This window comes from Microbispora sp. H10830 (assembly GCF_014161375.1).
Classification (GTDB): Bacteria; Actinomycetota; Actinomycetes; order Streptosporangiales; family Streptosporangiaceae; genus Microbispora; species Microbispora catharanthi.
In genome coordinates, this window is the sequence record NZ_JABBWX010000010.1 from 23966 (window position 1) to 49901 (window position 25936).

The 25936-nt window shown below is 73.7% G+C and carries 22 protein-coding genes; 7 read left to right on the forward strand and 15 right to left on the reverse strand.

What is annotated here, in order from left to right; all coding sequences use genetic code 11:
• Positions 1–15: 15 nt before the first annotated feature.
• The gene (locus HHX35_RS24420; protein WP_220505843.1) at positions 16–894 is read right to left on the reverse strand and encodes an SDR family oxidoreductase; all 879 of its coding nucleotides are present in this window, start codon (positions 892–894) and stop codon (positions 16–18) included.
• Positions 895–1156: 262 nt separating this feature from the next.
• Between HHX35_RS24420 and HHX35_RS24425 the strand changes: the two genes are divergently transcribed.
• Positions 1157–1534 carry a helix-turn-helix domain-containing protein gene (locus tag HHX35_RS24425; RefSeq protein WP_310739272.1) on the forward strand — a complete coding sequence of 126 codons (378 nt, stop codon included), beginning with the start codon at positions 1157–1159 and terminating at the stop codon, positions 1532–1534.
• A gap of 224 nt (positions 1535–1758) precedes the next feature.
• On the forward strand, positions 1759–3972 hold the full coding sequence (gene metE, locus HHX35_RS24430; RefSeq protein ID WP_182901092.1) for a 5-methyltetrahydropteroyltriglutamate--homocysteine S-methyltransferase: 2214 nt from the start codon (positions 1759–1761) through the stop codon (positions 3970–3972).
• 1692 nt (positions 3973–5664) lie between these two features.
• On the opposite strand, the gene HHX35_RS24435 is transcribed toward metE, so the two are convergent.
• Both HHX35_RS24435 and HHX35_RS24440 read right to left on the reverse strand, forming a co-directional pair.
• Positions 5665–6339, reverse strand: a complete 675-nt coding sequence (locus HHX35_RS24435; RefSeq protein WP_139575761.1) for a response regulator transcription factor — start codon at positions 6337–6339, stop codon at positions 5665–5667.
• The gene (locus tag HHX35_RS24440) at positions 6336–7724 is read right to left on the reverse strand and encodes a sensor histidine kinase (protein ID WP_259405362.1); all 1389 of its coding nucleotides are present in this window, start codon (positions 7722–7724) and stop codon (positions 6336–6338) included. The genes HHX35_RS24435 and HHX35_RS24440 overlap by 4 nt, the downstream gene beginning before the upstream one ends.
• 196 nt (positions 7725–7920) lie before the next feature.
• Between HHX35_RS24440 and HHX35_RS24445 the strand changes: the two genes are divergently transcribed.
• Positions 7921–8928, forward strand: a complete 1008-nt coding sequence (locus HHX35_RS24445) for a carboxymuconolactone decarboxylase family protein (RefSeq protein WP_182901093.1) — start codon at positions 7921–7923, stop codon at positions 8926–8928.
• 58 nt (positions 8929–8986) lie between these two features.
• Here HHX35_RS24445 and HHX35_RS24450 read toward each other — a convergent pair whose 3' ends face one another.
• The 3 genes from HHX35_RS24450 to HHX35_RS24460 all read right to left on the reverse strand — a co-directional run bounded on the left by HHX35_RS24450 (position 8987) and on the right by HHX35_RS24460 (position 11749).
• Complete coding sequence (locus HHX35_RS24450; protein WP_182901094.1) at positions 8987–9769, reverse strand: PhzF family phenazine biosynthesis protein; 783 nt, start codon at positions 9767–9769, stop codon at positions 8987–8989.
• Positions 9770–9780: 11 nt separating this feature from the next.
• Positions 9781–10899, reverse strand: coding sequence for an acetate/propionate family kinase (locus HHX35_RS24455; protein ID WP_182901095.1), 1119 nt, complete (start codon positions 10897–10899; stop codon positions 9781–9783).
• Between the two features lie 85 nt (positions 10900–10984).
• Complete coding sequence (locus HHX35_RS24460) at positions 10985–11749, reverse strand: trans-aconitate 2-methyltransferase (protein ID WP_182901096.1); 765 nt, start codon at positions 11747–11749, stop codon at positions 10985–10987.
• 98 nt (positions 11750–11847) lie between these two features.
• On the opposite strand from HHX35_RS24460, the gene HHX35_RS24465 reads away from it, so the two are divergent.
• Both HHX35_RS24465 and HHX35_RS24470 read left to right on the forward strand, forming a co-directional pair.
• Positions 11848–12390, forward strand: coding sequence for a CGNR zinc finger domain-containing protein (locus HHX35_RS24465; RefSeq protein WP_310739273.1), 543 nt, complete (start codon positions 11848–11850; stop codon positions 12388–12390).
• Between the two features lie 70 nt (positions 12391–12460).
• Positions 12461–13210 (forward strand): SDR family NAD(P)-dependent oxidoreductase, encoded by a 750-nt coding sequence (locus tag HHX35_RS24470; RefSeq protein WP_259405363.1) that lies wholly within the window; start codon positions 12461–12463, stop codon positions 13208–13210.
• Between the two features lie 110 nt (positions 13211–13320).
• On the opposite strand, the gene HHX35_RS24475 is transcribed toward HHX35_RS24470, so the two are convergent.
• Complete coding sequence (locus tag HHX35_RS24475) at positions 13321–14055, reverse strand: PP2C family serine/threonine-protein phosphatase (protein ID WP_182901098.1); 735 nt, start codon at positions 14053–14055, stop codon at positions 13321–13323.
• A 58-nt stretch (positions 14056–14113) separates the two neighbouring features.
• Between HHX35_RS24475 and HHX35_RS24480 the strand changes: the two genes are divergently transcribed.
• Entirely contained in the window at positions 14114–16204 is a 2091-nt protein-coding gene (locus HHX35_RS24480) for an N-6 DNA methylase (protein ID WP_182901099.1), read from the forward strand.
• Between the two features lie 110 nt (positions 16205–16314).
• Complete coding sequence (locus HHX35_RS24485; RefSeq protein ID WP_182901100.1) at positions 16315–17217, forward strand: serine/threonine-protein kinase; 903 nt, start codon at positions 16315–16317, stop codon at positions 17215–17217.
• A gap of 18 nt (positions 17218–17235) precedes the next feature.
• On the opposite strand, the gene HHX35_RS24490 is transcribed toward HHX35_RS24485, so the two are convergent.
• The 8 genes from HHX35_RS24490 to HHX35_RS24525 all read right to left on the reverse strand — a co-directional run bounded on the left by HHX35_RS24490 (position 17236) and on the right by HHX35_RS24525 (position 25931).
• Positions 17236–18279, reverse strand: a complete 1044-nt coding sequence (locus HHX35_RS24490; RefSeq protein WP_182901101.1) for a DUF2293 domain-containing protein — start codon at positions 18277–18279, stop codon at positions 17236–17238.
• Positions 18280–18294: 15 nt separating this feature from the next.
• The gene (rodA, locus tag HHX35_RS24495) at positions 18295–19461 is read right to left on the reverse strand and encodes a rod shape-determining protein RodA (RefSeq protein WP_182901102.1); all 1167 of its coding nucleotides are present in this window, start codon (positions 19459–19461) and stop codon (positions 18295–18297) included.
• A 61-nt stretch (positions 19462–19522) separates the two neighbouring features.
• On the reverse strand, positions 19523–21610 hold the full coding sequence (gene mrdA / locus HHX35_RS24500; RefSeq protein ID WP_259405364.1) for a penicillin-binding protein 2: 2088 nt from the start codon (positions 21608–21610) through the stop codon (positions 19523–19525).
• Positions 21603–22184, reverse strand: coding sequence for a rod shape-determining protein MreD (locus HHX35_RS24505; RefSeq protein ID WP_182901103.1), 582 nt, complete (start codon positions 22182–22184; stop codon positions 21603–21605). Before HHX35_RS24505 ends, mrdA begins: the two co-directional genes overlap by 8 nt.
• Positions 22184–23020, reverse strand: coding sequence for a rod shape-determining protein MreC (gene mreC, locus HHX35_RS24510; protein ID WP_182901104.1), 837 nt, complete (start codon positions 23018–23020; stop codon positions 22184–22186). The genes HHX35_RS24505 and mreC overlap by 1 nt, the downstream gene beginning before the upstream one ends.
• Entirely contained in the window at positions 23017–24051 is a 1035-nt protein-coding gene (locus HHX35_RS24515) for a rod shape-determining protein (RefSeq protein ID WP_259405365.1), read from the reverse strand. Before HHX35_RS24515 ends, mreC begins: the two co-directional genes overlap by 4 nt.
• Before the next feature lie 97 nt (positions 24052–24148).
• Positions 24149–25153: a hypothetical protein gene (locus HHX35_RS24520; RefSeq protein WP_220505844.1), complete on the reverse strand. Its 1005-nt coding sequence runs from the start codon at positions 25151–25153 to the stop codon at positions 24149–24151.
• A 91-nt stretch (positions 25154–25244) separates the two neighbouring features.
• Positions 25245–25931 carry a response regulator transcription factor gene (locus HHX35_RS24525; RefSeq protein WP_182901324.1) on the reverse strand — a complete coding sequence of 229 codons (687 nt, stop codon included), beginning with the start codon at positions 25929–25931 and terminating at the stop codon, positions 25245–25247.
• Between the last annotated feature and the right edge of the window lie 5 nt (positions 25932–25936).

Genomic DNA, 25936 nt, shown 5'->3' on the forward strand with positions numbered 1-25936 from the left:
GCTTCTGTTCGCGGGTCAGATGCTGCGGTGGTTGCGCACAGCGGATTCGAGTTCAGACAGCTGGGGCCCGAGCGCGGCGTCGACGGCGAGCGGGTCACTGACGTGCAGCCGCTGCATGGCTCGCCGGGTGGACAGGCTGGTGTTGATCTCGTGCTCGCCGCGGCCAAGCGCGTCGAGCAGGTCGGTCACCACCTCTTCGACCGGGCGGCGGCCGAAACCCAGGTCCTCCCCCGCGGCCGAGCTGTCCATCATCGCCGTGGCTGTGGCCCCGGGATACCAGGTGGCGACGTGCACGCCGGTGCCGTGAAGCTCCCGGCGCAGCGCGTGACCAAACGCGGCCAGGCCCGTCTTGGTCGCCGCATAGGTCGCGTAAAAGGGCAGCGGGAGCAGTGCCATGCCGCTGGCGATACCCAGCACGACGCTGTCGCGCCGCCGGCCGAGGCCGTTCACGTCGGCGGAGCGCTCGGATTGGGCGGCCGCGCGCAGATCGGGCAGCAAGGCGCGCGTGAGCAGGATCGGCGCGGTCAAGTTGAGACCCACCATCGCCCGCACATCCGCTACATCGCACTCTTCCAGCCGGCCCGCGCGCACGTTGCCGGCATTGTTGATCAGTAAATCGACCTTGCCCAGCACCGTGCGCGCAGTGTCGGCGACCTTCTCCTCGGCCCCCTCGGCGGTGATGTCAGCGGCCAGCACTTCGGCTGCGCCGCCGGCCCGCGCCACCGCCGAGGCGGTCTCCCGCAACGCCTGCTCGCGGCGCCCCACCAGCAGCAACCGGGCACCGCGCCGGCCGAACTGTTCGGCCAGCGCGCGGCCGATCCCACTCCCCGCCCCGGTAATCACGCCAGACCGGTCGGTCATGTCAATGGGCAGCGGTGTTTCGGTCTGGGTCATGTGCGCTCCTTGGCATTGTGCGGGCCCGTTTTCACTTCTGGTCGGAGCCCGGGAAAACGTCGGCTAGTCGCCGGCTACGGCCGCTGCCTGACACGCCGCGAATCGGGATCAGTAATCCGCCCCGTCGGCCACCGGATCGGCGACCGCCGCCGGCGGCGTGCAGGCGGCTGAGCAACAGCAGCCCCCTAGCCGTCACATGTTCGGATAGCCGGAACATAGCACATGTTCGGGCTTTGCGAACATGGTGGGCTACCATGACAGTGTGGCAAGCCGAACAGCGACCGATCTTGTGCATCCTGATCGAGAGGAACTGGTCTTCGCTCGCGTCATGGGGGCGCTGAGCGATCCGGTGCGCCTCGGTGTGGTCGCTCGCCTGGCAGAGGCCGGACCCGATGGCGAGCTGGCGTGCGGGACCATCACCACACCGGTGAGCAAGTCCACCCAGAGCGCTCATTTCAAGATCCTCCGAGAGGCCGGAGTGATACATCAGCGAGACCAGGGAACCCGGCGCCTGAACCGGCTACGCCGAGACGACCTCGACGCTCGCTTTCCGGGCCTACTCGACCTCGCCATCACCCACGGGCGCGACGTGATCGCCGAGTGGGCGGGCCAGCCGCAGGCGACCGAAAGATCTGGTTGACCATCGTCCGGCCCCTGCTCGCCGGATGGTTCAGCCGAACGGCCGGGGACCGCCGACCGCCTCAGCCGCAAGCGCCCGGTACTGGTCCCCTAAGGGCTGCCCGTGCTTATGAATGGGGGCTCGGTCGAAGTGATCCATAAGGGGGGTGAATGGATCCGGCTCTGTCAGGTGCGGCGCGGGGAGGATGCGGGGCGTCCTGTTGATCTGGCGAACGAGGAGCCGGCATGACATCGTCCTTTCCCGCATCGACCGTGCTCGGATATCCGAGGATCGGGCCGCGCCGGGAGTTGAAGCGGGCGCTGGAGGCGTACTGGGAGGGGCGTTCCTCTCGGGAGGAGCTGGAGGACGCGGGACGGCGGCTGCGTGCGGACACCTGGCGGCGGCTCGCCGCGCTCGGCCTGGAGGGCCTCCCGTCGAACACGTTCTCCTACTACGACCAGGTGCTCGACACGGCGGTGCTGCTGGGCGCGGTGCCCGGGCGTTACCGGCACGACGACGACCTGGCGACCTACTTCGCGATGGCCCGGGGCGCCGAGGGAATCGCCCCACTGCGCATGACCAAGTGGTTCGACACCAACTACCACTACATCGTTCCCGAGATCGGCCCGGACACGGTCTTCTCCCTCGACGCCGCCAAGCCGCTGACAGAGGTACGCGAGGCCCGCGCGCTGGGGCTGGAGACCCGCCCGGTGCTGGTCGGGCCGGTGACGTTCCTGCTGCTGTCGCAGGCCGCGCCGGACAGTCCTGACGGCTTCGCTCCGCTCGACCGGCTGGACGACGTGGTCGAGGTGTACGCGCGCCTGCTGGCCGAACTGGCCGCGGAGGGCGTCGGCTGGGTGCAGCTGGACGAGCCCGCCCTGGTGACCGACCGCACCGCCGCCGAGCCGGCCGCGGTCGAGGCGGCGTACGGACGGCTGGGACGGCTGGAGAACCGGCCGGCGCTGCTGGTCGCCTCCTATTTCGGGGATCTCGGCGACGCGCTGCCCGCGCTGGCCGGAACGCCGGTCGAGGCCGTCGGCCTCGACCTCGTCCGGGGCACGGCCCACGGTGTGGACGCCCTGGCCGGCAAGACGGTGGTCGCCGGCGTGGTGTCGGGCCGGGACGTGTGGCGCGCCGACCGGGACCGCGCGCTGGCCACGCTGCGTGCCGCGCGGGAGCGCGCCGGGCGGGTCGTGGTGAGCACGTCGTGCTCGCTCCTCCACGTGCCCTACGACGTGGAACGGGAGACCGGCCTCGATCCCGCGCTGCGGCGGCGGCTGGCGTTCGCGGAGCAGAAGGTCGCCGAGGTGGTCGAACTGGCGGCTCTGCTCGCGGCCACACCCGGTCGTCACCTGCCCGAACACCTCGCCGCGCAAGAGCGTCCGCACACCTCCCGGCTCCGGACGGCGGAGGGCCGAGCCCCCTACGCCGTACGGGCCGCGGCGCAGGCCGAGCACCTGAAGCTGCCGCTTCTCCCGGTCACCACGATCGGCTCCTTCCCCCAGACGGGCGAGCTGCGCCGGGCCCGGGCGGCCCTGGCGGCCGGGGAGATCGGCGCGGCGGCGTACGAGAGCATGGTCCGCGCGGAGATCGATCAGGTCATCGCGCTGCAGGAGCGGCTGGGGCTGGACGTCCTCGTGCACGGCGAGCCCGAGCGCAACGACATGGTGCAGTATTTCGCCGAGCACCTCGACGGTTTCGCCGTCACCCGGCACGGCTGGGTCCAGTCGTACGGCTCGCGCTGCACCCGCCCGCCCATCCTGCACGGCGACGTGCGGCGGCCGGAGCCGATCACCGTCCGCTGGGCGCGATACGCCCAGTCGCTGACGAGTAAGCCGGTCAAGGGCATGCTCACCGGTCCGGTGACGATCGTGGCGTGGTCGTTCGTCCGCGACGACCTGCCACTGCGCGAGGTGGTGTTCCAGGTCGCCGACGCCGTACGGGAGGAGGTAGGCGACCTGGAGGAGGCGGGTATCCGCGTCATCCAGGTCGACGAGCCCGCGCTGCGCGAGCTGGTGCCGCTGCGGCGCGCTGAGCAGGCCGCCTACCTGGCGTGGGCCGTCGCGGCCTACCGATGGGCCACCTCGGGCGCGAGCGCGCACACGCAGATCCACACGCACCTGTGCTACTCGGACGCCGACGAGATCCTCGCCGCGATCGACGCCCTCGACGCCGACGTCACGAGCATCGAGTCGGCGCGCTCGCGGGGGCGCCTGCTCGGCGCGGTCGGCGCCTTCCCCAGGGGATTGGGGCCGGGCGTCTACGACATCCACTCGCCGCGGGTGCCGGGCGCCGGCGAGGTGGAGCGCCTGCTCACGGAGGCGCTGCGGACGGTGCCCGCCGAGCGGTTGTGGGTCAACCCCGACTGCGGGCTGAAGACCCGCTCGTACGAGCAGGTCGAGGCGGCGCTCGCCAACGTGGTCGAGGCGGCGGCCCGCCTGCGCGAGCGGTACGCCTGACTCGGACCGGTACGCGTCCGGAGCGGGCCCCGGGCCGGCCGGCGGTACGCGGACCGTCCCGCAACCGCGAGTGGGGTCCCCGCGGAGAGCGATCCGGTCGCTGTTCCGCGACTGCGGCTAGAGGTCGACGCTGGCCAGGACGACGCCCCGATAGAGGACGAGCGGGGCACCGCCGTCGAGGCGGGCCAGGACGATCTCGTGATCCGGGCCGGGACCGGCGCCGCAGGATCCTTCACCGCCGTGCTCGACGTGGCCGCGCTGCCGCCCGGCTCGCTCACCACTGTGAGCGAGCCGTCATCGCCGTCATGCCCGCTGTCGCCGCCACCGTCGCCGGTATCGCGAGTGTCACCGGAGAACAGGATCCGGCGCCCGGGAAGGGCCGTGACCGGGAACGCTCCGGCCGGTCCGGCCGCGGTGACCCCCTCGGACGTGAGGGCGACCACGACGCCGTCCGGCGCGAAGCGGATGCCCGTCACGCCCGGGGTGTCCGTCCCTGGGCCGGACGGCTGCCCTCCCGGTGGGGTGGCGGGGAGCGGCACGGCCTGCCGGGCCCGCGGAAGGGTGACGGCCCGGCGTGCCTGGGCCTGCCGGAGGTCGACCTCCCACACCTCGGCGGGCTTCGGGTCACCGATGTCCGTGTTCCGGGCGAGCACCGCGACGAGCGCGTGCTCGCCCGCGACGGCGATCTTCACGCTGCCGTCGCCCGTAGGGAAGCCCTTGACCGGAGTGAGCGTGCCCGTCCGCAGATCGGCCACGACCAGGTGCGGCCGGGTACGGCCCGCCATCGCGAGGGCACGGCGGCCGTCCGGCGTGAAGGCGGCCGGCCCGACATCGTCCACCAGCCGGCGGACCTTGCCGTGGAAACCGGCGACGGCCAGCACCGACGCGCCGTCGTCCTGCCGCAGGATCGTCGCGTACCCGTCGCCCGTGAAGGCGCCGGGGGCGCCGCGGCTCGACCGGCCCACGGTCACCGCGGTGCCGTCCCGGGTGCCGGTGATGACGAGCGCGTCGTCCCGCAGCGACGCCAGGTAGCGCCCGTCGGGGGAGACGGCCACCGGAAACGCCGGCACGGAGGTCCTCGGGGTCGCGGTGCCGTCGCGCAGGTCGACGCCGCCGGCGTCGGTCGATCCCGGGCCGTACCAGTACACGCCCCCGTTGGGTGCGCGCTCGCACTGCGCCTCGGGCCCCGGCTGCTCGATCCGGCCGTCCGTACGGACGAGCAGGCACCGCCCGGTGGTCGCGGACACGGTGGGGCCGACGGGGAACGTCCCCTCGACGAAGACGTGAGCGGGAAGCGTCGCGTCGACCACGTCGCCGGAGACCAGGACGGCGTCGCGGGGATCCCCTGCCAGGCCGCGTACCGCGATGGGAGCGGCCGGGTCGCCCAGTGCGACCTCCACGTGCCGGCGGACCCAGGTGCCCTTCGCCAGCGCGTCGCCGAACCGGCCCACCCGGATCAGGCCGAGCATGTCGTCCCGCGTCTCGTCGGGGACGCGGGCGAGGAAGACGGCCCCGCCGTGTCCTTCACCACCGGGCCCATCACCACCGACGCCGGCGGGCAGCGGGTTGACGCGTGCGGCCAGGTTCTCCGGCCCCGGCGGTCCGCCGGGGGAGCAGGCCGCGAGCGAGAGCAGGGCGAGCACCACGGCCGCGGGCGTACGCAGACCCATGAGCGCGATCTTAGATCCCCCGTCAGCCGCGCTTGGCGGAACTCCGGGGGACCACCAGGCCGGACTCGTAGGCGAAGACGACGAGCTGGGCACGGTCTCGCGCACCGAGCTTGGTCATCGCCCTGCTCACGTGGGTCTTGGCGGTGAACGGGCTGATCACCATGTGCGCGGCGATCTCCTCGTTGGTGAGGCCGCGCGCGACCAGGGCGACGACCTCCCGTTCGCGGTTGGTGAGCTCCTCGAGAGCGGCCGTCGGCACGGCGTCCGGCGGGCGGGAGACGTACTCGCTGATGAGCGTCCGGGTGACCGCCGGGGACAGCAGGGCGTCGCCGCGCGCCGCGACCCTGATCGCCTGGAGAAGCTCCACCGGCTCGGTGTCCTTGAGCAGGAAGCCGCTCGCGCCCGCGCGCAGCGCGTCGAACACGTAGCGGTCGAGCCCGTAGTTGGTCAGGATCACCACCCGGGTGGCGGCCAGGCGGGGATCGGCGGCGATGCGGCGGGTCGTCTCGATGCCGTCCATCACCGGCATCTGGATGTCCACGAGCGCGATGTCGGGGACGTGCCGCTCGGCCAGCGCCAGGCCCTGGCTGCCGTCGCCCGCCTCGCCGACCACTTCCACGCCGTCCTCGGCGTCGAGCAGCGCCTTGAATCCGGCCCGGATGAGCGCCTGGTCGTCCACCAGCAGCACCCTGATCACGCCGCTCCCTCCGCAGCCGGCAAGGGCAGCTCGGCGTGGATGGTGAAACCGCCGTCCGCCCTTGGACCGGTCTGGAGCCGCCCGCCGAGCGCGGACACCCGCTCCCGCATGCCGGTGAGCCCGACGCCCACACGAACCGCTTCCGGCTGGGCCACGGTGCCCGTCTCGGAGGTCCCGTCCGCTCCGTGTCGTGGCGTCGCCGCGGCGGGCAGACCCCGGCCGTCGTCCTCGACGCGTACGACGAGGGTGTCGGGCAGGTAGCGGACGTGCACGGACGCCGAGGCGGGGCCCGCGTGCCGCGCCACGTTGGTGAGCGACTCCTGCACGATCCGGTAGGCGGCCAGGTCGACCTCGGGCGGCAGGGCGCGGGGCGTGCCGCTGATCGCGAGCGTGGCCGGCACGCCCGCCGACCGCGCCCGCTCGACCAGCTCGCCGATCCTGTCGGCCCGGGCCGTGCCGGGCGCGTCGTCAGGGCCGGGTTCGCGCAGCACCTCCAGCGTCGCGCGCAGCTCCCGCATGGCGTCCGCGCTCGCGTCCTGGATCGCCAGCAGCGCGGCCGGCACGTCGTCGCCCCGCTTGCGCGCCAGATGGACGGCCACGCCGGCCTGCACCTTGATGATCGAGATGCTGTGGGTGAGCGAGTCGTGCAGCTCTCTGGCGATGCGCAGCCGTTCCTCGCCGGCGCGGCGCAGCGCGACCTCCTCGCGGGTGCGCTCCGCCTCGACGGCGCGCTGCTCGGCCTGGCGCAGGTACGCCCGCCGCTGCCGGGAGACGACCCCCGCCACGTTGGCGGCGACGAACCAGCCGACCAGCAGGCCGACCCGGTCCACCACGTCGCGCGGGGTCCGCGTGCCGAGGTCCGACAGCTCCACCAGCAGGACACCGGAGAGGTAGGCGGCGCTGACCGACGCCGCCCACAGGCGCCGGCCCGCGGTGGCCGCGGAAAACACGGTGATCAGGAGGGGAAAGACGGTCGCGGTCTCGGGATGCACCCGCAGGGCGTAGACCAGCATGCAGGCCGCGGCGACGACGAGCGCCGTCACGGGCGCCGTCCGCCGCGCGGCCAGGGCGGCGGACCCGCCCACCAGGAGCAGGTAGCCCACCACCCCCAGCTGCGCGGGGCCGCTCGGCGAGCCCGGAAGCAGGGTGGCGACCGCCAGCAGCACCGCCACGACAGCCGCGATCGCGGCATCCGAGGCGTAGAACCGGGGAAGGCGGCGGGGCCCGGCCTCCATCCGGTCGCCGGAGAGGGCCGGTCCGTCGGGGAAGGCCAACAGGTCCGCGAACGCCCGCGGGCCGGGCGACGCCGGTGCGTCCACGATCACCGGTGAGTCAGGGGACGCCAATGGGCTGGGGGACGCCTGCCGTCCGCGATCGCCGTCCATGTCAGCAGGGTAGACCGAGCCGTTTCGCGCCGCCTCCTCCCGGCGGACCGATCCCGCGCTACTCCCGCCGTAGTACGGCCGCCACCTCGCAGCCGCGCCGGGAGCGGCTGGGAACGCCTTCCGCCGTACGACGACGGGGGCGCCCGCGCTCGGCAGGATCGGTCCGCATGACAGCACGACCGATGAGGAGGCCGAGATGCCGACGCCATATCGCTATGTGACCCCGGTGCCAACGGAGGCGGCGGCCGGGCTGATCGCCCAGGTCTACGCCCAGATCGCCCGTGATTTCGGCATTGCCCGCATGCCGCTGTTCCTGACGTTGTCCCCGGCTCCCGAGGTGCTCGCTCCCACATGGGCGATGCTGCGTGAGTCGCTGCTCGCCGGGCAGGCCCCGAGGGCGGCCAAGGAGGTCGTCGCCACCGGGGTCTCCCTCGCCAACAAGTGCCCGTTCTGTGTCGACGCGCACACCGTGCTGCTGCACGCGACCGGCGAGCACGAGCTGGCCGAGACCGTCGCGCGCGGGGAGAAGCCGTCCGATCCGGAGCACGCCCGGCTGTTCGCCTGGGCCACCGGCACGGCCACGTCCGGGCAGGCGCCACCGTCCCCGCCGGGTCACGCGGCCGAGGTCATCGGCACGGCCCTCGCCTTCCACTTCATCAACCGGATGGTGTCGTCGCTGCTGACCGACGACCTCCTGCCCGCCGGCCTGCAGCGGTCCCGGCTCGTACGCGGCCTGGGCGGCAGGGCCCTCGCCAGGACGGTACGCCGCAGGTTGCCGCATGGCGAGGCGCTGCCGCTGCTGCGTGGGCTGCCGTCGGGCCCGGTCCCGGCCTGGGCGGCGGGCACCCCGGCCGGGACCGCGTTCGCCGCGCTGCTGGCCGCGGCGGGGGAGGGAGTCCATCTGCTGGGCGACACGGCCAGGGAGGCGGTGGTGGAGGCCGTCGCGGACTGGGACGGCGAACACCCTGCGTTGTCCGGCTGGCCGTCCGGTCCGCTGGCGGACGTCGCACCCGCACAGCGCCCGGCGGCCAGGCTCGCCCTGCTGGCCGCCCTCGCGCCCTATCGGGTGACCGACGCCGACGTCGCCGCCTGGCGGGAGGCCGGGGGCGGACGGTCCGACGCCGACCTCGTGCGGCTGCTGGCGTTCGGGGCGATCACCGCCGTCCGGCGGATCGAGGCCGCCCTCGCCGTGCCGGCCTCCTGACATCGGGCGGCTCTCGGGAAGCGTCCGTCTCCTGCGGCAGGCGGGCGGCGGTGGGAGGTCAGACCTCCAGTTCGCCGGACCATATGGTCACGGCGTGCCCGGCGAGCTCGACGCGGTCGCCGCGCAGGGTCGTGCGCACGGTTCCGCCGCGCCGCGACACCTGCTCCCCGACGAGCGCGTCCCGGCCGAGTCTGCCCGACCAGTGCGGCGCGAGCACGCAATGGGCCGAACCGGTGACGGGGTCCTCCGGCACGCCCACCCGGGGGCCGAAGAACCGGGAGACGTAGTCGGCGGCGGTGCCCTCGCCGGACGCCGTCACGATGACGCCCCGGGCCTCGACCTCGGCCAGCCGCGCCATGTCGGGGTCGGCGGCCCGGACCTCCTCGGCCGAACCGACCTCGACCAGCAGGTCGAACTCGCTGCGGCCGGTCCACACCGGCGTGACGCCGAGAGCCTCGGCGAGGCCGTCCGGCGGCGGGCACGGCGCGGCCTGCTTCGCGGGGAAGTCCATCGCGATCAGCCCGCCGTCCGCCTGCTCGGTCGCGAGCACGCCGCTCTTCGTGTCGAACTCCAGCCGCCCCGACTCCCCCAGGGAGTAGAGGACGTGCGCGGTGGCCAGGGTGGCGTGCCCGCACAGCGCGACCTCGACCGCGGGGGTGAACCAGCGCAGCGAGCGCGGCCCCTCGTCCCGCTCCAGCACGAAGGCCGTCTCCGAATGGCGCATCTCGGCGGCCACCGCCTGCATCCACTCGTCCGGCACGGTCTCGTCGAGGAGGCAGACCGCGGCGGGATTGCCCCGGAACGGCCGGTCGGTGAAGGAGTCCACGGTGAAGATGCGCATGTCTGCGGATTCTACGGCCGCCCGCCTCCACCAGCGGGACGGCCGAGCGCGGCGAGGGTCTCCCGGGCGACCTGGAGCTCCTCGCGGGGCCGTACGACGAGGACCGGCAGGCGGGCGTCCGGCGGGCTGACGACGCGATCCCGGTCCACGTCGTCGACGGCGGGCGGCTCGACGCCGAGGAGCGACAGCCTGCCGCACACCGCCTCGCGCACCTCGGGCTGGTCCCAGCCGATCTCACCGGTGAACACGAGCGCGTCGAGCCGGTCGAGGGCGGCGGTCGAGGCGGCGATCTCCCGGCTCACCCGGTAGGCGAACACGTCGAGCGCCAAGGCGGCGGCCTCCTCGGACGATGCGACCAGGTCGCGGGTGTCGCCGGACAGGCCGCCCGAGAGCCCGAGCAGGCCCGAGTCGTGCTCCAGCCCGTCGCGCAGTTCCTCCAGCGTGAGGCGTGAGCCGGACAGCAGCCACAGGAGCATGCCGGGATCGACGCTGCCGGAGCGCTTGCTCATGGGCACGCCCTCCAACGGCGTGAACCCCATCGAGGTGTCCACGCTGCGGCCGTTCCGCACGGCGCAGACCGAGCATCCGCCGCCGAGATGCGTGAGGACCAGGTTGACCTCCTCGGCCGGGCGTCCGAGCAGTTCGGCCGCCCGGTGCGTCGCCCACGCGTACGACAGCCCGTGGAAGCCGTAGCGGCGCAGGCCCCACCGGCGCCGCCACGTGGCGGGCAGGGCGTAGGTCGCGGCGGCGGCGGGCAGCCCGGCGTGGAAGGCGGTGTCGGGACACAGCACGTGAGGGACGGACGGCAGCACCCGCCGGGCCGCCTCGACCAGCGCGAGCGCGGGCGGCACGTGCAGCGGCGCGAGGTCGGCGTATCCGCGCACGGCCTTCACCACGTCGTCGTCGGCGACCGCCGGCGCGCGGACGGCCTCGCCGCCGTGGACGAGCCGGTGACCGACCGCGGTCACCTCGGCGTCCGTCCCGGACAGGAAGTCCGACAGCGTACGCTCCGCCGCGGAGGGATCCGGGCCGTGCTCGCTGTGCTCGGTGCGCAGCACGCGGCCGTCCCGCACCAGATGCAGCTGGAGGCTGCTGGAACCCGCGTTGACGGTGAGCACGGTCGGTGTCATGGCGTCCGTCTTTCCGGCGACCCGGCGGGCAAACCCCGGCAGGCCGCCGGACAGAGCGGCCGGGGAGATCGGCGGGCGGGGGAGACTACGGACGCACGGCGCAGAGCAGGCGGTTGTCGCCGCGCTGCCACAGCGTCCCGATCTCGGCGAAGCCCGCCGCCCGGAGGGCCTCGACGTGAGTGGACAGGTGGAGCGACTCCGAGCCGTGGTGTGCGGCGGTGGCCGGCCGGGGCGCCGCGACACCGGCGAGCTCGGGGTCGGCGGCGATCGCGTCCCACCACTGGCGCCAGTCCTCGGGACGGCCGTCGGCGAAGCGCCGCCGCTCCTCGCTCTCGTGGACGGCCCGCTCCAGCCGCGCCAGTTCGGGAGTGGTGTCCTCGGAGCTGAAGTGGTCGCCGTTGAGGAACAGCCCACCCGGCCGCAGCACGGTCGCGAGCTCGGCGTACACGGCGCGCAGGTCGTGCTCGGCCAGCCAGTGCAACGCGGTCGTGCTCACCGCCGCGTCGGCCGGGCGGTCGAGGCCGAGCGCCTGGCTCCATCCCGGTTCGCGCAGGTCCAGGTCGGCGAGGCGCAGGCCGTCGCGGTCGCCGTACGCCGCCCGGGCGAGCGACAGCAACAGAGGATCGGCGTCGACCGCGACGATCCTGGCCCGGGGCAGGCGGTCCAGCAGGCGGGCCGACAGCGAGCCGGGGCCGCAGCCGAGGTCGATCACCAGGGGATCCGGGCGGCCCACGCCGCCCTCGACGGCGTCGATCAGCGCGGTGAAGCGCTCCTCCCTGTCGGGGAGGTAGCCCTCCTGCTGGCGGTCCCAACGATCGATCCACCGGGTGGCCACGTCGAACGTGAGCATGCCGTCTCCTTGTAACTGGCGTGTATGCTTTCGGCAGTTACAACGTAGAACGCAAGGACGTAACTGGTCAAGTGAACTTCAACAGTCACACTGATGGCGTGGTGGCGGTCGCCGTCGGCCTGGTCAACGCGCTGACCGAAGGCGAGGCGCGGGGCCGGTCGTACGAGCCGCCGACGGGAGAGGCGCGGGCCGCCGCGGTCGCCGGCGTTCTCGCGACCGGCGACAGGCGGGCGCCGACGGTCACCGAGGCGGAGGCGGGCGCGCTCGCCGAGGTCGCGGGGCGGCTGCGCGGCGTGTTCGAGGCGGTGACGCGAGGCGACGTGGACGCGGCGGCGCTCACCGTGAACGGACTGCTGGCGGAGACGGACGCGCGCCCGCACCTCGACCGGCACGACGGGGAGCCCTGGCACCTGCACTTCCACGGCGCGGGCGGCACCCTGGCCGGAAACTACGCGGCCAGTTGCGCGACCGGCCTCGCCGTGGTGCTCGGCGGCGAGTTGCACGACCGGCTCGGCGTGTGCACCGCGCCGCACTGCGACCGCGTGTACGTGGACACCTCCCGCAACGGCACCCGCCGCTTCTGCTCCACGGCCTGCCAGAACCGGGTCAAGACGGCCGCGTTCCGGGCGCGCGGCGCCTGACGGCGAGGCCCGAACGCCAGGTCCGATCGCCGCCGGACCTCCCGGCGCCGTTGTCGCCATGCTCGACACCATGAACGAAATCAACGACATGAACGGCAAGTCGGCCCTGGTCACCGGGGGTGGCCGGGGAATCGGCGCGGCGGTCGTCCTCAAGCTGGCCGAGCGCGGCGCGGACGTGGCGCTGACCTACGAGCGCGACGAGGACAGCGCGGCCGCCGTGGCCGAGAAGGTGAAGGGGATGGGCCGGCGGGCGCTGGTCATCCGGGCCGACAACGGCGACGCCGCGGCGGTCGCCGCGGCCGTGGACGAGGCCGCCGCGGAGTTCGGCCGGCTCGACGTCCTCGTGAACAACGCGGCGGTCTTCCACGTCGCGCCGATCGAGGAACTGGGGCCGGACGAGGTCGACCGTACGCTCGCGGCCAACGTGCGCGGGCCGTTCCTGGCCGCGCGGGCGGCGGCGGGCCACATGACCGAGGGCGGCCGGATCATCACGATCGGGAGCAACGTCGCCGAGCGGACCGTCTTCCCGGGCTTCGCCCTGTACGCCATGAGCAAGACGGCCATGACCGGAATGACCAAGGGACTCGCCCGCGACCTCGGGCCGCGCGGCATCACCGTCAACCTCGTCAACCCCGGCCCGACCGACACCGCCTCGAACCCGGCGGACAGCCCCATGGCCGACACGGTCCGGGGGCTGACGGTCCTCGGCCGCTACGCGCAGCCGGACGACATCGCCGAGACCGTGGCCCACCTGGCGGGCGACGGCGGACGCTACGTAACCGGCGCGACGATCAACGTCGACGGCGGCTGGGCCGTCTGACGTCCGTCCGTGCGCACCGCTCGGGCGAGGAGCGGAGATCTCGCGGCCGTTTCGCCCGGCTGGAAGGTGATCACGCCCCGGCCCGCTGACGGCCGCGGGACGGGGAGGTGTCAGGCGTCGGCGGCTTCGACGTCGGCGATCACGCACGAGATGTTGTCGGGTCCGCCGCCCTCGTTGGCCAGCTCGATGAGCCGGTGGACCGTCTCCTGCGGATCGGCCACGGTGGTGAGCACGTGGTGCAGCGCCTCGGGTTCGAGCACGGAGGTGAGCCCGTCGGAGCACAGCAGATAGCGGTCGCCCGGGAACGCCTCGCGCAGCGACAGGTCGGGCTCGGCCAGGCCGCTCGTCTCCAGCGCCCGCAGCAGCAGGGAACGGCGCGGATGGCGGGCGGCCTGGTCGGGGCTCATGCGGCCGTCGTCCACCAGCGACTGCACCAGTGTGTGGTCGCGCGTGATCTGGTAGAGCGCGCCGTCACGCAGCATGTACGCCCGCGAGTCGCCCACATGGGCCAGGGCGAACTTCCCGTGGCCGTCCCACAGCATCGCGGTGACCGTGGTGCCCATCCGCTCGAGCGCCGGGTCCTGCGCGGCGAGGTCGCCCAGGCGCTGCCCCGCCTCCCGTACGGCGTCCGCGAGGGCGGCGACGACGTCGGCGGGACCCGGACCGTCCTCCAGCCCGGCCAGTGTGGAGATGACGGCCGCACTGGCGACCTCGCCGTGTCCGTGCCCGCCCATCCCGTCGGCGATGGCGAGCAGGCGCTCGCCGGCGTGCACCGAATCCTCGTTGTTGGCACGCGAACGCCCGACGTCCGACCCAGCGGCGTACCGAATACGGTTGTGCGTCATGGTTTTGAGTAAACCATTGGTTGAGTGACTTCACAAGCACGGTGCTAGTCTCATGTCCATGAGCCACGACGCCCAGGCCGACAACACAGCGGACACGACGGCGCGCCCGGCCGTCAGCCCGCTCGAGGCCGCCGTCGAAGCGGCGGTCGAAGCGACCGTGAACGCGGGCGACATCGCCCGGCTCGCCGACGTCGGCAGGGCCGCGGTCAGCAACTGGCGCCGCCGGTACGAGGACTTCCCCCAACCGGTCGGAGGTACCGCCTCCAGCCCGCTTTTCTCGCTCCCCGAAGTGGAGGCGTGGCTGCGCAGGAACGGCAAGTCGTTCGAGGTGTCCCAGGGCGACCGCGTCTGGCAGCGGCTGCGCGCGTCGGCCGACGACCTGCGCCTGGGCGAGGTGCTGGGGGAGGTCGGGGCGTTCCTGCTCTACACGCTCCGCGACCCCGACGGCTGGAAGCGGCTGTCCGCCGCCCCCGACTTCGCCGTACGGCTCCCGGGCGCGGTGGCCGAGACGACCGCCGACCTGCCCCCGCGTGCGGGGGACGCGACGCCGGTCGAGCCCGGCCTGCTCCGGCTGGTCGCCGGGATGGCCGAGCGGAACGGCGTGGCCGGCACGTTCGAGTTCCTCTGCGAGCGGTACGCCGAGGCGCACAGCCGCAGGCTGGCACTGACCCGGCCCGACGTCGCCGCCCTGATGACCCGGCTGGCCTGCACGGAGGCGCGTACGGTGCTCGACCCGGCGTGCGGCATGGGCACGCTCCTGCTGGACGCCGCCGGGGCCGGTGGGGCGGGAGACGAGGTGCGGCTGCTCGGCCAGGACGCCAACGAGACGGTCGCGCTGCTCGCGGCGCTGCGGCTGCTGCTGCGCGGGCGGGACGCCCGGGTCCTCCCCGGGGACGCGCTGCGGCACGACGCGTTTCCTCCGGACCGGCCGATGGACGGGCTCGGGGACGCGCTCGCGGACGCGGTGGTGTGCGACCCGCCGTTCAACGAGCGGGCCTGGGGCCACGAGGATCTCATCGGCGATCCGCGCTGGCAGTACGGCATGCCCCCTCGGGGCGAGCCGGAGCTGGCCTGGGTGCAGCACTGCCTCGCCCACGTGCGGCCCGGCGGGCTGGCGGCCGTCCTGATGCCGGGCGCCGCCGCGAGCCGCCGCCCGGGACGCCGCATCCGGGCGAACCTGCTGCGGACGGGCGCGCTGCGCGCGGTCTTCACACTGGCGCCCGGGGGTCCCGACCTGTGGCTGCTGCGCCGTCCCGAGCCCGGGGAGCGGCAGCCCGGGGCGATCCTGGTGGCCGACGCGGGAGACGACCCGGCCTCCGTCGAGGCGGTCTGGCGGGCCCACCTCGCGAAGAGCGAGCTCCCGCGCGGTGGCCGCACGGTCAGGATCATCGACATCCTCGACGACGAGGTGGACGTGAGCCCGGCACGGCACCTGTCACCCCGGGTCGACACGCGGGGCTTTCCCGCGGCCAGGGAGCGCTTCCTGGAGGCGGTCGCGGCGCTGGCCGGCGACGTGCCCGACCTGGAGGTGCTCACCGGCGGCGCGGCGGGCTGGGACGCGTCGTGGGCGACGGTGGCCGAGATGGCCAGATCCGGGCTGGTCACCATCAGGCACTCGACGCTGCGGGCACTGCCCGCCGACGCGTCCGAAGGCGAGGCGTCTGAGGGCGGGGTGCCCGAGGGTGAGGTGCCCGAGGGCGGGGTGCCCGTGCTGACGGCCGACGACGTCGCGGCCGGGACGGCGCCGTCGCGGCGGATCCCGCGTACCCCCGGCCTGGTCGCGGTACGACCGGGAGACGTCGTGGCGTCGGCCGTCACCGCGCGGATGGTCGCGGGGGAGGGGGCGGTCCTGGGCCCCCATCTCAGCCTTTTCCGCGTCGATCCAGACAAGGTGGATCCGGAGTTCCTGGCCGGGTTCCTGCGCTACGCGGCGGGCGGCGGCCGGCCGCATCTGGGCAGCAGCCGCGTGGAGGCCCGCCGGGCCCGCGTCCCCCAGCTGCCCCTGGCCGTCCAGCGGACGTACGGCACGGCCTTCCGGCGGCTGCTCGCCCTGGAGGACGGCCTGCGCGAGGCGGCCGCCGCTGGGGAGGCGCTCGCCCGCCTCGGCGTCGATGGGCTGATCGACGGACGCCTCCGCCCCCATGGGTGACGCGGCGTGGAGCTTCCCAGCTGAGAGAGTCCTGTCCACCCGGCCGCTGAGCCCGAGCACCGCGGACGAATCCGGTAGCTTTTTCCCCGATAGGCCGACGGGAGGGGCGCATGGTCATCGGCGACCGGTATGAGCTGGACGACCTCCCCCTGGGGCAGGGCGGTATGGGCGCCGTGTACGGCGGGCACGACCGACGGCTCGACCGCAAGGTGGCGGTGAAGTTCCTGCGGCTGCCCGACGGCCCGGACGAGGAGTTGCAGCGCCGGTTCATCCGCGAGGCGCGGATCCTCGCGAAGCTCGACCATCCGGGCGCGCCCGTGCTGTACGACTTCGGCACCTACGAGCAGCGGCTCTTCCAGGTCATGCAGTTCATCGAGGGCGTGACGGTCGCCGACCTGCTGAGCGAGCACGGCCCGCTGCCGGTGCCGTGGGCCGCGGCGATCGCCGCCCAGGCGTGCGCCGTGCTGACCGCCGCCCACGAGCTGTCGATCTGCCACCGCGACCTCAAGCCGACCAACCTCATGCTCTGCCCGGACGGCAGCGTCAAGCTGCTCGACTTCGGTCTCGCCATGCTGCGCGAGGCGGACGTCGCGGGGTTGACGGCGCAGTTCACCCGGATCGGGCAGATCCTCGGCACTCCGGCGTACATGTCCCCCGAGCAGATCCAGCGGGGTGTCGCCGGGCCGAAGAGCGACCTGTACTCCCTCGGCTGCGTGCTGCACGAGATGCTGACCGGCAACCAGCTGTTCACCGGGCCGACGGAGTACGCCGTGTTCGACAAGCAGGTGAAGGAACGGCCGCCCCGGGTTTCCGGGGTCCCCGCCAAGCTCGATCGTCTCATCGCCGAACTGCTGGAGAAGGAGCCGGACAACCGGCCGCCCGACGCGCACACGCTGTTCGAGCGGCTGCAGCCGTTCGCGGTCGACCTGCCCCCGCTGCCGGGCTTCCTCAACCCGTCGTCGGTCCCCAGCCCCGGGCGCATGTACGCCCAGATGGTCGGCCGCGTCCGCTGAAGGGTTCGCCGGAAGCGCTCACGCGCGCCAGGCCGTCAGGACCTCCTCGACCCGGGGGCGGATCCGCTCGCGGGCCGTCATCCGCGGCGTCCCGGCCATCAGCAGCTCGTCGTAGTCGGTGTCCAGGTGGCGCACGCTCGCGATCACGGCGAGCGTGATGGCGTTCTCGTCCAGCACGCGGGCGGCGGCGGTGCGGCCCACCCGCCCGCTGCCGCGCACGGCGGCGTGCGCGGCGATGGCCTCGGCCCGCTCGGCCGGGCAGCGGGGGAACAGGCGGCGGATCTGCGCCGCCATCCTCGTCTGGAACTCGGCGTCCTCATCGGCGCGGCGCTCGCGGTCGCGTTCGCGGCGGCGCAGCCGCGCCTCCTCGTCGGCCAGGCACTGCTCCTCGGCCCGCGTCAGCGCCTCCTCCTCGACCAGGACGCCGAGCCGCTCGTATCTCTTGCGCCGCCGGTTGAAGCGGACCACCACGGCGGACAGGCCGCTTTCCTTCTTGGCGCGGCGGCTCAGCGCCGCGTTCCCCGCCGGGAGGAAGCACAGGTGATCCATGTCGGCGCAGGTCAGGCAGTGTGGCCGGTCGTCCTCCATGATCAGATAAGGCCCGGTGTCCCCGCATCCGGCGCAGGTCCACGCGTCCGGCGACGCCACGGCCACGAGGTCGGGGGCCTTGCTGTGCCGTTCGGTGATCTGCCGCCGCCGCGCCTCGCTCAGCTCCGGTGAGAGCCAGTGGACGCGGAAGGCGCGCTCCAGGTCCTCGTCGCCCGCCGCCGTGAAGCGCAGCGGCCGCCGGTCGCGGGTGCCCGCCGTGTACGCCGCCTCGCTCTCCACCAGGTCGCGGGACAGGGCCCAGGCGCGCAGATGCGACAGGGCCTCGGCCATCCGGCCGGTGTCCACGGCGGCAAGCCGTTCCAGGCTGTCGGCCCGGCCCTGCCGCCAGGTCTCCACATGGCGGTCGTGCAGCCACCGCAGGCCGGTGAGGACGTCGATCGGGGTCACGTACTTGCGGGTGGCCAGGGCGATCTCCGCCGCCTGGGCCACCCGTCCGCCGAGCTTGCTGCGCATTCCTCCAAGGGTGCCCTATGCAGGTGTGCGCGTACGCCGGTTCACGGCGGCCAGCAGCCCCACGGCCGCCAGGCTGGAGATCGTGGCCGAACCGCCGTACGACACGAACGGCAGCGGCAGCCCCGCGACCGGCAGCAGGCCCATGGTCATCCCCACGTTCACGAACGTCTGGAACGCCAGCCAGCACACCACCCCGCCGGCCGCTGCCCTGCCGAACGGCGAGGGGCTCTTGGCCGCGATCCACAGGCCGCGCCACAGCAGGGCGAGCATCAGCAGGATCACGCAGGCGGCGCCGAGGAAGCCGAGCTCCTCGCCCGCGACCGTGAAGATGAAGTCGGTGTGCTGCTCGGGCACGAAATGGCCCGCCGTCTGCTCGCCGTGGAACAGGCCCTTGCCGAGCAGGCCCCCGGAGCCGATCGCGATCCTGGCCTGGGTGGCGTTGTAGCCCATGCCCATCGGGTCGGCGTCCGGGTCGGCCAGCACCATCAGGCGCTGGAGCTGGTAGGGCCGGATGAGGTCGAGCCGCCACACCAGGAGCAGTCCGGCGGCCCCGGCGGCGGCGAACGCCGCGAACCACCTCTTGGGCGCGCCGGACACCACGATCATCCCGGTGGTCAGCACCAGGAAGACGAGTGCGGTGCCGTGGTCGGGCTGCAGCGCGATCAGCCCGACCGGCAGCGCGGCGAGGCCCAGGGCGAGCAGCACGGCCCCGGCGCCCGGCCTGCGCTCGCCGTCGCGCGGCTCGCCCAGCGCCGTCGCGAGCGCGAGCACCGTGGCCGCCTTGGCGAACTCGGACGGCTGGAACTGCAGCCCGTCACCGAGCACGATCCAGGCGTGCGAGCCGTTGATCGTGCGGCCCAGCGGGGTCAGCACGGCGACCAGCCCGGCCAGCCCGAGCAGGTACGGCACCGGGACGTAGGCCCGCAGCACCCGCAGGTCGATCCGCGAGACGGCCCACATGAGCACGAAGCCGATGCCCACGCTGAGCGCCTGCCGCTGCGGCAGCGTCGAGCCCGGCTCGTTGCGGGTGGCCGACCACACGAGCAGCAGCCCGATCGCCGACAACGCGGCCGCCGGCAGCACCAGCCCCCAGGCGGGGAGGAAGGCGAGGCGCGCCCACCCCCTGCGCCTGGTCGCCCGGCTCGCCGGCAGCCGTACGGACAGGGGACCGAGCGCCGTCATCGCGCGCCTCCAACCAGCTCAGCCCTGCCCGTCTGACCGCTGCCCGTCTGATCCCTGCCCGTCACCGCGCGCCACCCGCCCCGGCGAACGCGACGGGAGGCAGGGAGGCGGACCGCGTGCCCCCGCCGTCCTTCTTGTCCTTCTTGCCGTGCTTCTTTCCGTCGTGCTTCTTCGCCTTATGGGTCAGGGCGGCGATGCCCTCCCAGATCTCGCGGGCGGCGGGTGCCGCCGTGGTCCCGCCCGTGCCGCCCTGCGAGACGACGACCACCACGACATACTTGGGCTTCTTCACCGGGCCGAAAGAGGCGAACCACGAGGTGTCCTGCCTGCCGTACGCCTCGGCGGTGCCGGTCTTCCCGGCGACCGGCAGGCGCGTGAACGAGTACCCCTTGAACGCGCCCGCGGCCGTGCCCGTGCGCGGCACGCCGGCGAGCGCGTCGCGGATGAACCGCAGCGTCTTGCGCGAGGCGTCGATCTTCCCCACCACGGGCGGGGTGATCGTGCGGACCACCGTGCCGTCGGGGCGCACGACCTGCTTGCCGATCCTGGGGCTGAAGACCGTGCCGCCGTTGGCGAGCGCGGCGTATCCGCGGGCGAGCTGGAGCGGCGTCACCAGCACGTCGCCCTGGCCGATCGAGAAGTTGGCCGCGTCGCCGGCCCACCAGACCCCGCCGGAGCGGCAGTTGTCGGCGGCGAGCGCCTTGAGGTAGGCCGCCCGCTTGCGGTCGGACATCTCCGGATAGCCGGTCTTGGCGCGACGGCAGGAGTCCGCCTTGGTCCGCTCCCAGTTGGCCTTCTTCCAGGCGCGGTCGGGCACCCTTCCCTGAGCCTCGTGCGGCAGGTCGACGCCGGTGGGCGTGCCGAACCCGAACTCCCTGGCCATCGCCTGCATCGGGTCCTTGGGGTGTTTGACCGGCTTGAGCCCGCCGTCGTGCTGCCACATCTTCTCCGCGAAACGGTAGAAGATCGTGTCGCAGGACACGACCAGAGCCCGGTGCATGTCCATCCGGCCCAGTTCGGCGCTCTCGAAGTTGTGGAACACCCGGCCGCCGATCTTGTAACCGCCCGGGCAGTCGTAGGAGGCCCGCAGCGAGTAGCCCGCCTTCGCCGCCGCGGCCGTCGAGGTCACCTTCCAGGTGGAGCCCGGCGGCCACTGCCCCTGCACGGCGGCGCTGACCAGCGGCAGGTCCTCGTAGTCGTGCTGCGAGATGCCCCCGGTCCACACGCCCGGGTCGTAGGTGGGATAGTCGGCGATCGCCGTCACCCGCCCGGTCTTCGCCTCCAGCACCACCGCCGCGCCGCTGTCGGCGGGCTCGCCCCGCTTGCGCGCGGCGGTCACGGCCCGGGCGAGCGCCCGCTCCGCCACCTCCTGGATGCGCGCGTCGACGCTGGTCACCAGCGTGTCCCCGGCCACGGCGGCCTCCTCGCGGATCAGGCCGGTGATCTTGCCCGTGCTGTCCACCGCCACCTCCCTGATCCCGGTGCGCCCGGCCAGCTCGCGGTCGTACTGCGCTTCGAGGCCGTCGCGGCCGATCAGCTCCGGGCCGCCCTCGGGGTCGTCGGGGGAGGGCGGCTGCAGGTAGCCGAGCACGTGCGCCGCGGCCGAGCCGAGCGGGTAGGTCCTGACCGGCCGCAACGCGGTGCTGACACCGGGGAACTCGTCCTGCCGCTCCGCGATCCACAGCGCCGTGCGCACGCTCACGTCGTCCGCGACGACGATCGGCTGGTAGGGCGAGCCGGGCCAGCACGGCCTGGGCACGTCCCCGGCGCACAGCCGGGCCCGGTCGGCGATCTCCTGGTAGGGCCGGCCCAGGGCCCGGGCGAGCCGGGCCAGCACGTCCTTCCCGCCGTCGGGCTGGTGGATGAGGGCCATGTAGTCCACCGACACCTGTGGTCTGGTCTCGTTGGCCACCAGCGGCCGGCCGTGTGTGTCGAGGATCCGCCCCCGCACCGGCGGCAGGACGACCGAGCGCGCCCGCGACTCCGTGGCCGCCCTGACGTACGACGGGCCGGTGACGATCTGCAGGTACCACAGCCGCCCGAGCAGGGTCAGCATGAGCGCGGTCACCACCGCGAACACGAGCGCGAGGCGGCCCTGGGGCCGGTTGCGGCCCCGGTTGAGAGGGCGCTGCTTGACGCTCCTACGCAAGCCGCCTCCCTCGCGTGCCCAGATCACGTGAACCGTCCCGTGATCTGGGCACCCGCCCGAACGACCGGCGGCGGGGCAGCAGGGCGAGCGCCGCCGCCGCGAGCGCGGCCAGGCCGGCCGTCCAGGCGACGGCGCCGGGCGCGAGGGCCGTGCCCCACGGCGTGCCGTCGAGCAGGGCCGCGAGCACGCCCCCGGCGAGCGTCGCGCCCAGGGCCACGGCGGCGGCGACGGCGGCGCGCCGCCCGGCCGTGCCGTCCGCGGCGACCCGTGCGCACACCCACCCGGCGAGGCACATGACGAGGGCGAGCCGCCCTATGGTGTGGTCGGCGGGCGGCGCGATGTCGGCGGCCAGGCCCGCGGCGAACCCCAGGAACGCGCCCGCTCCTCCTCCCGCGGCGCCCCGCTCCGGCAACCCCCTGGCCTCCGGCCTGGGCCGCAGATGCGGCGCGAGCGCGACGACGGCGACCAGCACGACGTCGGGGTGGCCGCCGGGCAGCGACAGCCCGTTGACCACGGCGACCTGGAGCACCGGTGCGACGAGGACGACGAGCACGGACAGGACGACCGCCTTCATCACGCCCCCTTCGCCTTCTTCGAGCCGCTCTTCGCGGCGTCCGTATCCCCGCCCCCGGCCTCGCCTTCGCCGGCGGACGCGTCCGCCGCCGCGCCGTCCGGCTGCGGTCCCAGCACCACGGTGACGAGGCCGAGCGCGGTGAACCTGGCGAAGGGACGCACGAGCGCCGTCCTGGTCAGCGCGTCCGGCGCGGGCTCCACCGTGACCACCGTGCCGATCGGCACGTCCGGCACGTACGGCCGCATGTCGCGCGAGCCCAGCGTCACCACCCGGTCGCCGGGCTTCACCTCCGCGGAGGGGTTGAGCAGGCTCAGCCGCAGCAGGCCGCGCTCGGGGACGCCGGTCACCAGGCCGACCTCCCGCGAGCCCTCGAGCCGGGCCCCGATCGAGGCGCCGGAGGCCGTGGCGAGCTGGACCGTCGCCGTGCCGGGGCCGGATCGCAGGATCCGGCCGACCAGCCCGTCACCGTCGAACACGGTCATGTCGCGGTCCACGCCGCCGTCGGAGCCGGTGTCGACGGTGACCGTGCCGTCCCGGCCGAAGCCGATGACGTGGGCCGACGCGACCCGGTAGCCGTCCGCCCGAGCGGGGGACGGGGTCGTGCGGCGGGCGGCCAGCAGGTCGGCGCGCAGCCGGGCGTTCTCGCGTTCGAGCTCCTCCAGGCGCCGCTCGCCCGACGCCCAGCGGACGCCGGCGGACGCCGCGTCCTCCAGCCCGCCGTACACGGCCGACCCGAACACCCGCAGCGGTTCGAGTGGTGTGACGGTGTCGGCTGCGATCAGGGCGGCGGAGACGAGCGCCAGCAGCGCGGGCGCCCGGCGACCGGCGGCCCTCATCGACGCGTTTCGGGGAGGAACACGTCCTGCATGTCGTCGAAGCGCTCGACGCACCGGCCCGCGCCCAGCACCACCGACTGGAGCGGCTGGTCGACGAGGTGGATCGGCATGCCGACGGCCTTTTCGAGCCGCTCGGCGAGCCCGTCGAGCAGGGCGCCGCCGCCGGTCAGCACGATGCCGTTGTCGATCAGGTCGCCCGCCAGCTCGGCCGGGCACTGGTCCAGCGTGGTCTGCACGGCGTCGACGATCGTCTGGACCTGGTCCTCGATCGCCTCCCTGACCTGCGCCCGGTTGATCGTCGCGGTCTTGGGCAGGCCGGTCACCAGGTCGCGGCCCCGGATCGGCAGCGGTGTGGTGTCGTCGCCGCCGGGCCGCGCGCTGCCCAGCTTGATCTTGACGTGCTCGGCCGTGCGCTCCCCGAGCATCAGGGAGTGCTCCTTCTTGACGTAGTTGACGATCGCCTCGTCGAGCTCGTCGCCGCCGACCCGCACGGACTTCGACACGACCACCCCGCCGAGCGAGACGATCGCGACCTCCGTCGTGCCGCCGCCGATGTCCACGACCATGTTGCCGGTCGTGTCGCCCACGTTGAGTCCCGCGCCGATCGCCGCGGCCATCGGCTCCTCGATGATGTGGACGCGGCGGGCGCCCGCCTCGTACGCCGCCTCCCTGACCGCGCGCTGCTCGACGCTCGTGGTGCCGCTCGGCACGGCGACGACGACCCGGGGCCTGGCCAGGTAGCGGCTCTTGTGCGCCACCTGGATGAAGTGCCGCAGCATGCGTTCGGCCGCGTCGAGGTCGGCGATCACGCCGTCCTTGAGCGGGCGCAGCGTGGCGATGTGGGGCGGGGTCCGCCCGATCATCTCCTTCGCCGCGGTCCCGACCGCCACGATCCTGTCCGTGTGCAGGTTGATCGCCACCACCGACGGCTCGTCGAGGACGACGCCCTTCTTGCGCACGTACACGAGCGTGTTGGCCGTGCCGAGATCGACCGCCATGTCCCGGCCGAGCAATCCCCACGGGAAACCCATCGCCGACCAGCTTTCAGAGAGGAGGGAGAGCACGCGTGATCGCTGCCCGGCGGCCCCGCCTCTAAACAGAACGGTCCCTCCCGTACGAACCGGACCGCTAGGCGACGCTGAGATAGAGGTCTCTCGCCAGCTTCGTCACCCGCTCGGCCGACTGCGTGAAGGACGCCCCCGAGGGCTGCAGGGTGAGCACCACCATGATCAGCCGGTCGCCGATCACGCCAGTAGTGTGGAGCACCGGACGGCCGAAATCAACCGGGTTGCCGCCCATTGTGACTGCCCCGATACGGTACGACGTCGCCCTCGCACGGGTGCATTTGACGGGAGGAACCGCGCCATACCCGGACCAGCCCTGCTTGATCGCCCAGGGTCGGGGAACGGCGCGGGGGATGCCGAAGAACTGGTCGAAACCGTCGCGAGCGCACTGGGACGCCTTGCGCAGATTGCCGAGGACGAAGTCGCGGACGCGGGGCTCGGCCCGCCGCAGCAGATACCGGTAGACGAGCGCGATGTCGGCCGCGCTGACGGCGGTGTAGCCCCAGAAGCCGGGTTTGGCGGCGGGTGGCGGTGAGGTTTCGGTCAGGCCGATCCTGCGCGCCATGCGTCGCACGATCTCGCCCTGGCCGCCGCGCCGCCACAGGGCCGTCGCCGCGTCGTCGTCGCTGCCGCGGAGCATGGGCGTCAGCAGCGCCATGTCCCCGGCGGGGATCGTCCCCCTGTGCCGTTCCAGGTAGTCGGTGGCGATGAGGATCTTCACCACCGACGCCGACCGGAACCGGTGGTGCGCCTGCCTCTGGGCGACCGTCCTGCCCGTGGTCACGTCGACCACGGCGTACCCCGCCGTCACCCCGGCCGGCACCCGCACGGGCTTCGCGGGGGACCGGACCGGGCGGGCGGCCGACGCGTCCCTGGTCGCCGGCCCGCTCGCCCCTGCCGTCGCGCCGCGGCCGGGGGCGGAGCCGGTCGGATCGGAGGAGGGGGCTGTCGCCTGCGCCGCCGTCGTCCCTGTCGGGCCCGCGCCGCGGCCGTCTGAGGAGCAGCCGGTCAGGAGCGCCGGGAGCGCGGCGGCGACGGCCAGGACGGCGGCGGTTCTCGATCGCGTCATCCGACCATGCCTACCAGATCGCCTGTCGCCCGATGTGCGGAAATGTCAGGTGCGGCTTTCTCCTTCCCTCTCGGGGTCGATGCGGGACGGCTCAGGCAGGCGTACTCCCCGGCGGCCGGTCGGCGACCGAGCCCGGGGTGACCAACCCGGTCTCGTAGGCGAGCACGACCGCCTGAACCCGGTCCCTGAGGCCGAGCTTGGACAGGATGCGCGCGACATGAGTCTTCACCGTCGTCGGGCTGAGGCTCAGCCGGTCAGCGAGCTCGGCGTTGCTCAGCCCGGTGGCGAGCAGGCGCAACACCTCCAGCTCCCGGGGTGTCAGCTCCGACAGATCCCGATGTACGGCTGCTCTGGCCTCGTCGCGGCGGGCGAACCGCTCGACCAGACGGCGGGTGATCGCCGGTGCGAGCAGGGCGTCCCCCGCGCGCACCAGACGCACCGCGGCCACCAGGTGCTCCGGTGTGACGTCCTTGAGCAGGAAGCCACTGGCCCCTGCGGTGAGTGCGGCGTAGACGTAGTGGTCGAGGTCGTAGGTGGTCAGAATGAGAACGCGCGTCTCGCCCGGGTCGGCAGCCATGATCTGCCGGGTGGCTTCGAGGCCGTCCATCCGCGGCATCCGGATGTCCATCAGCACGACGTCCGGTCGAGTACGCCGGACGGCGGCGACGGCTTCCGCTCCGTCGGCCGCCTCGGCCGTCACCTCGATGCCGTCGGCGGCGAGGATCATCCCGAACCCGCTGCGTACCAGTGCTTGATCGTCGGCGATGACCACGCGCATCGGCC